The sequence below is a fragment of the Corynebacterium ciconiae DSM 44920 genome (assembly GCF_030440575.1).
GTDB lineage: Bacteria > Actinomycetota > Actinomycetes > Mycobacteriales > Mycobacteriaceae > Corynebacterium > Corynebacterium ciconiae.
This window is the reverse complement of the sequence record NZ_CP047189.1, coordinates 1,307,170-1,318,941: the sequence shown is the minus strand read 5'-3', so window position 1 is coordinate 1,318,941 and position 11,772 is coordinate 1,307,170. Positions and strand designations below refer to the sequence as shown.

Annotated in this window: 10 protein-coding genes and 1 tRNA gene; 5 read left to right on the top strand and 6 right to left on the bottom strand. The window is 60.1% G+C overall.

Annotated features, from left to right (window positions below; genetic code table 11):
• Positions 1-44: 44 nt before the first annotated feature.
• Positions 45-1,679, bottom strand: a complete 1,635-nt coding sequence (locus CCICO_RS05825; protein ID WP_018019723.1) for an alpha-glucoside-specific PTS transporter subunit IIBC — start codon at positions 1,677-1,679, stop codon at positions 45-47.
• A 235-nt stretch (positions 1,680-1,914) separates the two neighbouring features.
• On the opposite strand from CCICO_RS05825, the gene CCICO_RS05820 reads away from it, so the two are divergent.
• On the top strand, positions 1,915-2,787 hold the full coding sequence (locus tag CCICO_RS05820) for an endonuclease/exonuclease/phosphatase family protein (protein ID WP_018019722.1): 873 nt from the start codon (positions 1,915-1,917) through the stop codon (positions 2,785-2,787).
• A 10-nt stretch (positions 2,788-2,797) separates the two neighbouring features.
• Positions 2,798-4,552, top strand: a complete 1,755-nt coding sequence (locus tag CCICO_RS05815) for a glycoside hydrolase family 13 protein (protein ID WP_018019721.1) — start codon at positions 2,798-2,800, stop codon at positions 4,550-4,552.
• A 4-nt stretch (positions 4,553-4,556) separates the two neighbouring features.
• Here the strand turns inward: CCICO_RS05815 and CCICO_RS05810 are convergent, their stop codons facing one another.
• The gene (locus CCICO_RS05810; RefSeq protein WP_156809855.1) at positions 4,557-5,957 is read right to left on the bottom strand and encodes a dihydrolipoyl dehydrogenase family protein; all 1,401 of its coding nucleotides are present in this window, start codon (positions 5,955-5,957) and stop codon (positions 4,557-4,559) included.
• A 235-nt stretch (positions 5,958-6,192) separates the two neighbouring features.
• A tRNA-Leu gene (locus CCICO_RS05805) sits at positions 6,193-6,278 on the bottom strand.
• Between the two features lie 175 nt (positions 6,279-6,453).
• Here CCICO_RS05805 and CCICO_RS05800 point away from each other — a divergent pair.
• Complete coding sequence (locus CCICO_RS05800) at positions 6,454-6,993, top strand: YbhB/YbcL family Raf kinase inhibitor-like protein (protein ID WP_018019719.1); 540 nt, start codon at positions 6,454-6,456, stop codon at positions 6,991-6,993.
• A gap of 76 nt (positions 6,994-7,069) precedes the next feature.
• Positions 7,070-7,543, top strand: a complete 474-nt coding sequence (locus tag CCICO_RS05795) for a hypothetical protein (protein ID WP_301354395.1) — start codon at positions 7,070-7,072, stop codon at positions 7,541-7,543.
• A gap of 89 nt (positions 7,544-7,632) precedes the next feature.
• On the opposite strand, the gene CCICO_RS05790 is transcribed toward CCICO_RS05795, so the two are convergent.
• The 3 genes from CCICO_RS05790 to CCICO_RS05780 form a co-directional block, all read right to left on the bottom strand.
• A complete protein-coding gene (locus tag CCICO_RS05790; protein ID WP_018019717.1) occupies positions 7,633-8,736 on the bottom strand; it encodes a quinone-dependent dihydroorotate dehydrogenase in 1,104 nt (367 codons plus the stop codon).
• 99 nt (positions 8,737-8,835) lie between these two features.
• Positions 8,836-9,849 carry a YncE family protein gene (locus tag CCICO_RS05785; protein WP_156809854.1) on the bottom strand — a complete coding sequence of 338 codons (1,014 nt, stop codon included), beginning with the start codon at positions 9,847-9,849 and terminating at the stop codon, positions 8,836-8,838.
• Positions 9,850-9,910: 61 nt separating this feature from the next.
• Positions 9,911-10,840 carry an aldo/keto reductase gene (locus CCICO_RS05780; protein WP_018019715.1) on the bottom strand — a complete coding sequence of 310 codons (930 nt, stop codon included), beginning with the start codon at positions 10,838-10,840 and terminating at the stop codon, positions 9,911-9,913.
• A gap of 62 nt (positions 10,841-10,902) precedes the next feature.
• On the opposite strand from CCICO_RS05780, the gene CCICO_RS05775 reads away from it, so the two are divergent.
• Positions 10,903-11,727: an undecaprenyl-diphosphate phosphatase gene (locus CCICO_RS05775; RefSeq protein WP_018019714.1), complete on the top strand. Its 825-nt coding sequence runs from the start codon at positions 10,903-10,905 to the stop codon at positions 11,725-11,727.
• The last annotated feature ends 45 nt before the right edge of the window (positions 11,728-11,772 follow it).

The window sequence follows — 11,772 nt, the reverse complement described above, 5'->3', positions numbered from 1 at the left end:
TCCGGCATGAACCCCGGCACCACGCGGGCGAATGCTACATGAGATTAGGCAGAGGCGCTGTCTGTCACCATCGCTTCGAAGGCGTCGCGGACTTGGGGGACATCCATGCCTACGATCACTTGGAAGGCTCGGCCCTTACGCACGATGCCCATAGCTCCGGCGTCTTTAAAGTCGGCATCATTATCCGAAACTAGCTCGGCATCGGCAACAGAAACCCGCAGCCTGGTGGCGCAGTTATTGACATCAGTGATGTTCTCAGGCCCGCCCAACAGGGCAAGGAAAGCACGCGCCCGCTGGCTATAGGTATCATCCGCCACCGGCTCGGCACTGGCCTCAGCGCCAGCGCCGCTGGACTTCCCAGCCTTCTTGGCAGCCTGCATCTCACGATATTCCTTCTTCGAATACAGCTTCACGTCCCCGCCATCGGCTTCACGGCCGGGAGTTTTCAAATCTAGCTTGAGAATGAGGAAGCGGAAAAGCACGAAGTAAATCCCCGTAAAGCTCACACCAATGAGAATCTGCGCGATGTAGGTGGTGTGATGGTTCGACCATAAGGGGATCCAGTTCTGGAACACGAAGTCGATCAAACCGCCGCCCATGTTGCCCACCACACCGAAGGAGTACATGATCGCGGACATGGTGGCGGCCAGCAGGGCGTGTACAACAAAGAGGATGGGGGCGGCAAATAGGAAGGTGAACTCCAACGGCTCGGTGATGCCAATGAGAATGGCAGTCAAGCACACGGGCACCAACAGGGTGAGGGTTTCCTTGCGGCGCTCGGGACGGGCCGTGGTGTAGAAGGCGGCGGCGATACCGATCGGGGCAAACACCTTCGAATTGCCGTGCAGCGCGAAACCACCAGAGGGAAACAGCGTCTTGAGCGATTCGGTGGATGCCGCATACTCGTTGAGGTGTGCCACCCAATACTTGGTGATTCCATCAGGGACCACAGCCGGGCCGAAGACAAACGGGGTGTAGATAAAGTGGTGCAGGCCGGTGGGGATGAGAATGCGCTCCATGAAGGTGTAAAGCCACACGCCAAACACCCCGGAGGAGATAAAGAATCCCTGCATGCTGGCGATACCGGTTTGGATGCTGGGCCAGATAAAGGCAGTCAGAAGGGCTACGGGGATCATGATGAAAAACCCGAGCGCGTAGACGTATTGGGTGCCTTGGAAGATGCCGAGGAAGTCCGGGAGTTTGGTGTTGAAGTAGCGGTTATGGAGCCAGACAACGATGGCGGAAATGATGATTGCGCCGAAGATACCCGTATCGAGGGTCTTGATCCCGGCGATTTCCTTCAATCCAGAGGTGCCGCCGGCTTCGGCGCTGAAGTCGACGCCGAGCTTATCGCCGAAATTCTCCAAGATCGAGCTAAGGAAGTATTGGAAGGTGAGATACACCATTCCTGCTTCCAGAACGGCGCGGGCATTGGCTGTTTTTGCCAAAGCGATAGGCAACCCCAACACGAAGAGTAGCTCCATTTGATTGAAGACTGTCCACGCGCCGGATTGCCACACGGTCCAGAAGGACCACCACCACGTTCCTTCCGCGGCGACCCCACCGGCCAAGTCTTCATTCAGCGCAATGATTGATAAGCCGACCGCAAGGCCGGCGAAAGCGAAGATGAGGACCGGCGCCAGCATGGCTGAGCCGAACCTCTGGACTTTCTCCATCATGGTTTCTCGTCCCTTTCCTTCGGGGCGCAGCGCCAGGTGCGGGCACAGCGCGCTGCGTGTGTGTATTAAGCTTTGTCTCTATTCATAGTTCTTCTTTAACCCCCTGAGAAGCACTTTTGCTCCAGCTGGAGAACACTCCAGTTTTTGGAGCAGCCATCACCTTCCACCTGGCATGCTCAGCTTTTTAGACTGATATCGACCGCTATTAGTGCGCCTCTTTTTGCTAGGAAGCCCCATGAAGGTTCTCACTCTCAACACGCACAGCTGGATGGAAGAAATGCAGATTCCGAAGCTGTACACGCTCGCGCGCATGCTTGTCGACGAGCACGTTGACATCATCGCTGTGCAGGAAGTCAACCAGTCACGCTGTATGCCCCCAGCTGCAGACCTGCCTGGGTGGGTCAGCGCCGACGGCGCCTTAGATTCCATTCCGGTCCACCGCGATAACTACGCCCTGCTGCTGGTTCGTGCGCTGCACCAACTTGCCCCCGAGATTCCGTGGCAGTGGAGCTGGATTCCAGTGCATCTCGGATTCGGAGTCTTTGACGAGGGTGTGGCGGTGATTTCTCGCCACGAAATCACCGAGGCCATTCAGCTCAGCCACGGCGGAGGCTTCGATTATGAGGATGTGCGCCGCCGCGCCTCGCTTGCGGTGCGTAGTGCCGGGCTGTGGTGGGTTTCTTCCCACTTTTCATGGTGGCGTGATGATACAGACACCATGTTCGCCCGCGAGTGGCGACATGTTTCTTCCTCGCTCGATCGCCTTGTCGACATCGCGCCTGTTGTGCTCTGCGGCGATTTCAACGTCCCCGCAGGCCTCAACGGTGGCGGCTATGACTACGTGATGCGCTCGGGTCGGTGGTCCGATAGCTTCTACCAGGCTAGAGAGGTACACGGAGAGGCGACGGTGCACACCACCATCCATGGTTGGGACGACAATGAGCAGGCGCTACGCATCGACTACGTCTTCACCAGCCCCGGCGTAGAAGCCACGCGCCACAGCGTGGTATTTCCTGACACCACTGCCGAGGCACTATCCGATCACTCCGGCATCGTGGTGGAGCTTGAACCCACTTGCGGTGCCTCGCCCCGTCACCTCACTGCCTAAGGAGCACACTATGACTAACCCCCGCTTGGCAACCCTTGAGACCGCCGTGGTGTATCAGATCTATCCGCGTAGTTTCAACGACTCTAATGGTGATGGCATCGGCGATATACCGGGGATTACCGCTAAGTTGGACTATCTCAGCATCCTCGGGGTGGATGTGCTGTGGCTATCGCCGATTTTTGCCTCGCCAAATGACGATAACGGCTACGACATCTCCGATTATCGGGAAGTCATGCCGGAATTCGGCACCATGGCCGATGTGGAAGAACTCATCGCACAGGCGCGCCAGAGGGGCATCAGGATCATGCTGGATCTGGTGGTCAACCACACTTCCGATGAGCACGAGTGGTTTCGCCGCTCGGCGGCGTCGACAAGCAATCCTTATCGCGATTACTACATGTGGCGGGACCCGTCTGGTTATAGCGAGGACGGCACTCCGTTGCCGCCGAATAACTGGATCTCCGCGTTCAGCCCCTCGGCGTGGGAGTTCGATGCGAACACGGGGCAGTTCTATCTGCATATGTTCTCCGCGAAACAACCCGATCTGAATTGGGAAAATCCAGCTGTGCGGCGCGAGGTTTATGATCTGATGCGCTTTTTGCTCGATAAGGGGGTGGGTGGTTTCCGCATGGATGTGATCAATCTAATTTCCAAACCTGCAGCGCTTATCGACGCTCCCGAGACGATCAACGATCCCGCCGTAGAGGCCGGTAGCCGCGAATCCTCCCTTGCTCTGAGCGCCAACGGCCCAAGGGTGCACGAGTTTCTTCAAGAAATGCGCCGAGAAGTACTGGATGAGTATGACACCATCACGGTCGGGGAGACACCGATAACCACTGTGGAGGACGGCATTCTCTACTCCGGTTTCGACCGCGGGGAACTCGATATGATCTTTACTTTCGAACACGTGTCGCTCGATCATTCCCAACACGGCTATGGCAAATGGTCCGATAGGCGTAGCTCGTGGAGTGAGCTGATGTCCACATTCGAGCACTGGGAGAAAGGTTTGGAGCAGCGCGGGTGGAACTCGCTGTATTGGAACAACCATGACCAGCCGCGGGCCGTATCCCGTTTTGGCGATGACAGCCCGCAGTACCGGGTTCGTTCAGCCTGCATGTTGGGCACGGTACTGCACATGATGTGCGGCACGCCCTATATCTATCAGGGCGAAGAGCTAGGCATGACGAACACCCTCATCACCGACATCAACGCGTGTGACGATCTCGAAATCCACGACGCTTATCAGACTTATGTAGGCGGCGGCATAATTCCGCATGAGGAGATGATGCGCTTTATCAACGCTAAAGGCCGCGATAATGCCCGCACCCCGATGCAGTGGGATGATAGCGCCCACGCCGGTTTCACCACCGGCACACCCTGGCTTGCGGTCAACCCCAACTATCCGGAGATTAACGCGGAGGCAGCGGTGGCCGATCCGCATAGCGTCTACCACCATTATCGGCGACTTATTGCGTTGCGCCGCGAACACGCCGTGATCCGCCACGGTCGCTTCGAGCTGCTCGCCCGCGATAGCGAGGAGATCGTGGCATATCGCCGCTTCACCGAGCAGCAGCAACTCATCGTGGTGGCAAACACCACCGCTACCTCGCGGAATTGCGACTACGCAGCAGCTGGGGGCGAGGCCTTGCGCCGCCTCGGGGTAGAGGGTCACAGCTTCTCGCTGATCTCCTCTACCTACGACGACGATGCCGGAACCACCCTGCGCCCCTACGAGGCGAAGGTGTATCTCGGCAGCTGCCGTTAGGGGCTTAGCCCAGCAAGGCGTTGAAGACCTCAGAAGAGCTGGGGTGGGTGTAGATTCCGCCGCCGAGGCTGCTGGCGGAGACACCATTATTCATGGCCACAGCCACGGTATTGATGAGTTCTTGGGAATCGATGCAGTACAGGGTTGCGCCCAGGATCTCATCGGTGTCTTCATCCACGAGGAACTTCGCCATGCCTTCCGGGGTGCCCACGATCTTCGGCCGCGGCATGATCGGAATATCTGCCACCTTCTTCGCGGCGACCTTCAAGCTGTGCCCACGCTCTTCCACTTCGGCACGCGCCTGCTCCTCGCTGAGCCCAATCTGGGCCAAGGGCGGCTCCACGAAGGTCGTGGTGGGGAAGATGCGCCCCTTAGTCGTGCGGGAGCCGTCACCCCACCGGTCGGAGAGTACGACACGGTGATCGTCGTAGGAAATGTAGGTGAACTGCGGCCCGCCATTGACATCGCCGGTGGCATAGACACCCTCCACGCCGGTGCGTAGATGCTCATCCACCACAATGGCACCGCGCTCGGTGGTCTCAATCCCAGCGGCCTCGAGGTTGAGTCCTTCGGTATAAGGGGTGCGGCCGGTAGCGAGCAGCACCACATCTACCTCCAGGCTGTCCTCGCCGGCTGGGGTGGAGTAGTGCACCGTTGCGCCGTTGTCGGAGTTGTCGATCCGGTTGACCTGCGCGGAGCTGATCACCGTGATGCCGATGCGTGCCAGATCCTCGGCGAGCATCTCAGCCACGTCACGATCGGCTGCCTTGAAGAAGGTCTCCGATTGATCGAGGATGCTCACCGTCGCCCCGAAGCGAGCGAAGAGGGTGGCAAACTCACAGCCGATAGGACCGCCGCCCACCACAGCCACCGACTGAGGGCGCTCCTCAAGCTGCTGTGCGCCGGTGGAGTCCACCACGCGCGGGCCGTCGGCGCCCTCGATCGGCGGGATGAAGGGCACGGCACCGGTGTTGATGATGATGGTCTCGGCGCTGATCTCTAGGCGCTCAGCACCGGCCGCCACCTCCACGGTGTGCGGGCCAGAGAAACTGGCGTGGCCGTCGATCACCACGACCCCCTTGGAGGTGGCCATCGTGTAGTTGGCCTGATTCATCGCGGAGGTGAGGCTGTCGCGGCGCTCATAGGCTGCGGCGAAAGCTGCGTCTGGCTCCTCGCCCGTGCCGGCGGCGAAACGATCAGCATCGGTCAACAGCGTCTTCGTGGGCACGCAGGCAATGTTGATACACGTACCGCCGTACATGGAGGGGGATTGCTCTACCAACGCCACCTTGTCACCGGCGGCTGCGCGGGTCATGGCAATGGTTTTTCCGGCCTTGCCGAAGCCGATCACGAGTACATCAACGTTCATGGACTCGCGGGGTGCAGTTGCTGCTATATCACTCATACCTTCAGCTCTACTCTCACATAGTGGGATGATGCAAAGCATGCAGGATATCTGCAGCGAAACGGAAGACATGAGAAGCAGCAAACCCCACGGGGCCCAAGGGCACGCGGCTGGTGCGGGGTGATCTGGGCTCTAGCCCGGCTATGCCTGCACGGTGATCTGAGGGAGGTACCGCACGGCAGCCGCACAGAAAAAGGACTAGCTTCGTCAATAGTACGAAGCTAGTCCAGTTACGTGCCCGAGGGGGGACTTGAACCCCCACGTCCGTTAATAGGACACTAGCACCTCAAGCTAGCGCGTCTGCCATTCCGCCACCCGGGCTTGGGTTTTGTTTTCAGCCTCTCGGCTGGGCACTCGCATACTGTAGCCCGAACCGCGCAACATAATCAAATCCCCACGTCACGCGCAGTTTTCACGGTGCTCAACAGGGGCGAATACCAGCGATGCAACTTTCCGCCACAGCGAGCGCAGGAGTTTTTCGGTAAAAACGGGGACTATGAGCAACTACAACGATCCAAAGTTTCCCGGCCCTGATCCCTACGCCCCGCTGAAGGACGTGCCGAGTTTCCCGCTGTCCTCGAGCGACTTCACCGAGGGAGGTACCTTCAAAGACGAGCAGCTGGGAGGGCAGGACGTCTCGCCGCAGCTGTCGTGGTCCGATCTACCCGAAGGCACCAAGTCCATCGCCATCACCTGCTTTGACCCCGATGCTCCGACCGCCAGCGGTTTCTGGCACTGGGCGGTGTTCAACATCCCCGCCGATGTGACCGAACTTGCCTCCGGCGCTGCCAACGACGGCACCCTGGACTCCTTGGGTGATGTGGTCTCGCTGCGGGGCGATTCCGGATCCCGCGGCTACTACGGTCCGCAGCCGCCGGAGGGCCACGGTCCGCACCGCTACCTCTTTGCCGTGCACGCCGTGGACACTGAGAAGCTCGATATTGATCCCGATTCCACCCCCACGGTGCTCGGATTCAACCTCTACTTCCACTCCTTGGGTCGCGCCATCACATGGGGTTGGCACGAAAACGCCTAAATCGCACCGCGTTATCTCAGTAGATTCGCCCCCATCGACACTCGGGCAGGTGTGCATATAATCCCAGCTTAAGGTAGTGTTTCAAATCACTATGGGAAAGAAGAAGCGCTCTAAGCCGAAGGCCAGCCCCAGCACACCTACTGCTTCCCAGCAGTACGCGTCCACCTCACGTCCACGGGAGTCCGAACCCGTGGTGGTGGTTCACCCCGCATTGCGGGTTGGCGGGGCGTTTCTCGCCCTGGCGCTCGTGCTGGCTCTCTTTACGGTCTTAAGCCTCATCTCTGGTGGTATCAGTAGCTTCTTCCCCGTCACGTGGGGATTTTTGCTGATTATCGCCTCCGCCATGCTGCTGGGCGCTTTCGGCACCACCCACCGCAACGAGGAGCGCACCATGCGCCATGTTGTGGTGTTGGTAATCGCCGTGGGGCTTGTGGTGTTCAGTCGCTTTATCACCACCGAGCCGATCTACATTCTCGAATCGTGGTGGCTGCCGATCTATGCGACCATGGCACTGATCTGCGCGCTCGTTATTCGCCGTTCCGCGGCATAAAACTTACCCACACCGGCGAGAAACTACAGACGCGGCGCCCTTGTCCCACCGCATGGGGGATGAGGGCGCCGCGTTCGGCTGTAGGGTACTTAATCCACCCACGGCTTGCCACAGCCAACGGCCTCGGCAAGCGAGGAATAGCCGTGGGCTCGCACCTGGCGAGCAATGCCCTTATGAATATCTCGGATCCAATCGGGACCGCCGTAGATCAATCCGGTGTATCCCTGCAGCAAGCTTGCCCCAGCCGCAATGCGCTCCCACGCCTGTTGCGGGGTTTCGATACCACCAACGCTGATAAGCACCAGCTGATCACCCACGTGTGCACGCAGCAGCTTCAGCACCTCCAGGGACCGAGCCGCCACAGGGGGTCCGGAAATACCGCCGGCCCCCATTGCCTCTACCTCGGCAGCATCGGTTCGTAGACCCTCGCGAGAGATTGTGGTGTTCGTGGCCACGATGCCCGCCAGCTCGAGTTCGAGTGCCAGATCCGCCACTGCCAGCACGTCCTCATCAGAGAGGTCGGGGGCGATCTTCACCAAAACCGGTGCCGTGGTGGATTCGCACACCGCACTCAGAATCGGACGTAGGGACTCCACGGCCTGCAGATCGCGCAACCCAGGGGTGTTTGGGGAGGACACGTTCACCGTGACATAGTCGGCGAGATCGCCGAGCAGGGTAGCAGAGCGGCGATAGTCGCTGGCTGCGTGCTCGGGCTCAACCACCTTGGTTTTGCCGATATTGATCCCGATCACGTCATCGGAGCTGCGGCGCTTGAGGTTTTTCGCGACCACCGCAGCGCCTTCGTTGTTAAAGCCCATGCGATTAAGGATCGCGCGATCTGCCGGCAGCCGGAAGAGTCGGGGAGTGGGATTGCCTGGTTGTGGGGAGGCGGTCACGGTGCCGAGTTCGGCGTAGCCGAATCCGAGCGGCGTCCACGCATCGGGAGAACTTGCGTTTTTATCGAAGCCAGCGGCCAAACCCAGCGGGCGAGGGATGTGCACCCCGAAAACCTCTTGGGCGAGGATCTCATCGTGCACCGGCAGCACCTTCTCTAGACCTCGGTTGACGGGGCCGGAGACCTGCAGCACCGACAGGCCGTTGTTGATAATGCTGTGGATGCGCTCTGGGCGCAGTTTAAACATCGCCTTGAGAGCTTTGGCGTAGAGGGCGGAACGAAACGAGGATGTGGCCATAGAACGAGGGGTCCTTTTAACGATCAATAATCAACGAAGGTGAAAGCTCAGGTGTAGCCAAGTGGCGGTGAGGACGAGTGGGCACCGGCCGATGGGGAACTAGTCGATGAACTGCAGGCCGTCGCCGCTACTGGAGGCCAGAACCTTGGTGCCATTATCCATTACTGCGAGGCTGGTGGCATCGGCCACGGTGGAATAGCGCTGCTGCTCGAGAGGCTCGCCGGTGGAAAGATCGTAGCCCACCAGAGTATTCGTGCCGGTGGATGCCACCCACGCCAACTGTCCGGAGGAATCCCACGCCACAGCCCATGGGCTGCGATCAACGGGCATAGATTGATGCAGCCGCAGCACATCGAAGCGGGTATAGACCAGAATCTGGTCGCCCTCGGTGTCAGCGGCCAGGAACATTCCTTCTTCGCCCGGGGCGATGGTGCCCACCCCGGCGCCGGCGCGCAGTCGCCCGCCCTCGGCGTTCTCTGTCCGGTCGATGCCTTGAATCGTGGTGAACTCACGGTTGATCACCACCACCGGATCCGGATGGTCGGTATAGGAGGTCGAAACCAACTGATCAACGGTGTCCGTCATCGAGGTATCGATAGTGGCGGAAGGATCATCGTGCGGGAAGGTGATCACGTGCGAAGAGTCCTGGGCCGCAGCCACCACATCGCCGGTGCTGGTTTGGGTGGCGGTGGTGAACTTCTCTTCTGCGGTGCGGGTCTCATCGAGAGTTGGTGAGGAGGGATCGATGAGGTAGACCACGCCCTCGTCACCGGAGCCCTCGATCGGCTGCGGACAAGCGAGAACAAAGTCTTGCGCCCCGGCACTGAGATCCCCGCACTCCTCGGCAATAGCCAACACGGTCAGCCGGTTATCTTCGAAGTCCGCGCGGGTGCCAATCCCTAGCTGGTTGCCGGAGCGCACAGCGATACGCTCACCGATCACCGCGAGATCATCAACAGCGGCGAACTCTCCGCCGAGGGTGATTACCTCACCATCGACCTTCTCCGACGCCGGCGAGCGCTGCGCCTGAGCCGAGCCCACCGGCCGAGCCTGCTTTCCGGGGTCTTCTCCACCGGATCCACACGCCCCCAACACAAGGGCGGAGGAGGTCACAAGAGCTGCTAGAACTAGATTCCGACGCGTCTTCACAAAGCCTAAGGCTACCAGAGCGTTCTTAGAGCGAGATGTCGTCAAGCGCCTCGATAATTGCCTTAGGTAGCTGCACCTCTGCGGCGGCGAAGGCTTCATCGCAGTGCTCCGGTGTGCGTGCGCCTACGAGTGTGGCACTCACCCCCGGCTGGGCCAGTACCCAAGCGATCGCCGCTGTGGTGGCGGAGATATTCAGCCCCATGGCTGCCGTAGTGAGTGCCTCCACGATGGCCCGATCACGAGCCTCGGAGTAGGCGTGCGCCTCGGCACTGCGTCCTTCGGTGTTCGGGCTCGGCTCGCGGTATTTGCCAGTGAGTACGCCATGGGCCAGGGGCGCGCCGGCAATAAAGCCCATCTGGTGGTGATCTGCCGCAGGCAAGAGTTCCTGTTCGGGCAGGCGGTTAAGCAGGTTATAGGTTTCGCCCGCGCACACCACGGCGCGGGCAGCGGCGGGGGCTGCCCCGCGAAGCACGGCCAATTGCCAGCCACTGAGGCCGCGGGCGCCCACGTAGCGCACGCGTCCGGTTCGCACCGCGTAGTCGAGAGTATCGGCCACCTCCTCTACGGGGGTGAGCTCATCCCAATAGTCAATAGAGAACAGATCGAGGTGATCGGTGCCGAGCACCGTCAAATAGCTATCGAGTTGGCTAAGTAGCCCGCGACGGGAGCAATCGACCCGCCTGCCTACGGGGCGATCCGGGCGGGTTCCGGCGGAAGCCGAGATGATGAGATCCTCCCGAGTGATCTCAGAACCCAGAAATGTGCCGAGGTACTCCATTGCTGCCATGCCGGTGGTGTGCTGCGGGGTGACGTCGATAAGCGGTGCGCCCGAGCGTGTGAAACGGCGCAGAATTTCCTTCGCCGCCTCGCGATCGGTGCCTGCACCCCACGTCAGGGTGCCCAGTCCTAGGCGCGGAATGCGTAGTCCGCTGCGTCCAACATTGGTTTGTTCCACGCCTTAAGAGTAGTAGCCTCTAACGGGTGAACGACGTAATCGCTGCACAAGCGCCAGAATCGATGTCGTGGGCACAAACGATTGTGCTCTCCATCGTGCAAGGCCTCACCGAGTTTCTGCCCGTATCCTCCTCGGGGCACCTGCGCATCATCTCCAGTTTGTTCTGGGGCGCGGATGCCGGTGCCTCCTTTACCGCCGTGGTTCAGCTCGGCACAGAGCTGGCGGTGCTGGTGTACTTCGCCAAAGACATTTGGCGCATCCTCACCGGCTGGTGTGCTGGGGTTGTTGATAAAAACAAGCGGGGTTTCGACTACCGCATGGGATGGATGGTGATCGTCGGCTCCATCCCCGTGGGCGTTCTGGGACTGCTCCTGAAGGACCTCATCCGCGACAACTTCCGCAATCTGTGGATCACCGCCACCGTGCTGATCCTGTTTTCCTTCGTCTTCATCTGGGCCGAGCGGGTCGGTTCGAAGAAGCGCGGCTATGACGAGCTGAGGATGAAAGATGCATTGATCATGGGCTTTGCCCAGTGTCTGGCGCTCATCCCGGGCGTCTCTCGTTCCGGCGGCACCATCTCCGCCGGCCTGTTCGTGGGCCTGGATAGGGAAGTGGCTGCCCGGTTCAGCTTCCTTCTGGCGATCCCCGCTGTGCTTGCATCAGGGCTGTTTTCGCTTCCCGACGCCTTCGCCCCGGACTCCGGCCAAGCGGCCAGCGGCCTGCAACTGCTGGTGGGCACGTCCATCGCCTTTGTGCTGGGGTATGTGACGATCGCCTGGCTGCTGCGATTCGTGTCTAATAACTCCTTCGCATGGTTCGCGGCCTATCGCATCCCCTTCGGCCTCTTCGTGATGGTCCTGCTCGGCTTCGACGTACTGCAGGCCTAAACCTGTACCAATCCGCCTCAGCTCAGGCTTCTCGCCCCGCTCTTT

What these genes read in the sequence shown, in the direction of transcription:
- CCICO_RS05825 (WP_018019723.1), bottom strand. Translation starts at nt 1,679, where the DNA reads ATGATGGAGAAAGTCCAGAGGTTCGGCTCAGCCATGCTGGCGCCGGTC.
- CCICO_RS05820 (WP_018019722.1), top strand. Translation starts at nt 1,915, where the DNA reads ATGAAGGTTCTCACTCTCAACACGCACAGCTGGATGGAAGAAATGCAG.
- CCICO_RS05815 (WP_018019721.1), top strand. Translation starts at nt 2,798, where the DNA reads ATGACTAACCCCCGCTTGGCAACCCTTGAGACCGCCGTGGTGTATCAG.
- CCICO_RS05810 (WP_156809855.1), bottom strand. Translation starts at nt 5,957, where the DNA reads ATGAGTGATATAGCAGCAACTGCACCCCGCGAGTCCATGAACGTTGAT.
- CCICO_RS05800 (WP_018019719.1), top strand. Translation starts at nt 6,454, where the DNA reads ATGAGCAACTACAACGATCCAAAGTTTCCCGGCCCTGATCCCTACGCC.
- CCICO_RS05790 (WP_018019717.1), bottom strand. Translation starts at nt 8,736, where the DNA reads ATGGCCACATCCTCGTTTCGTTCCGCCCTCTACGCCAAAGCTCTCAAG.
- CCICO_RS05775 (WP_018019714.1), top strand. Translation starts at nt 10,903, where the DNA reads ATGTCGTGGGCACAAACGATTGTGCTCTCCATCGTGCAAGGCCTCACC.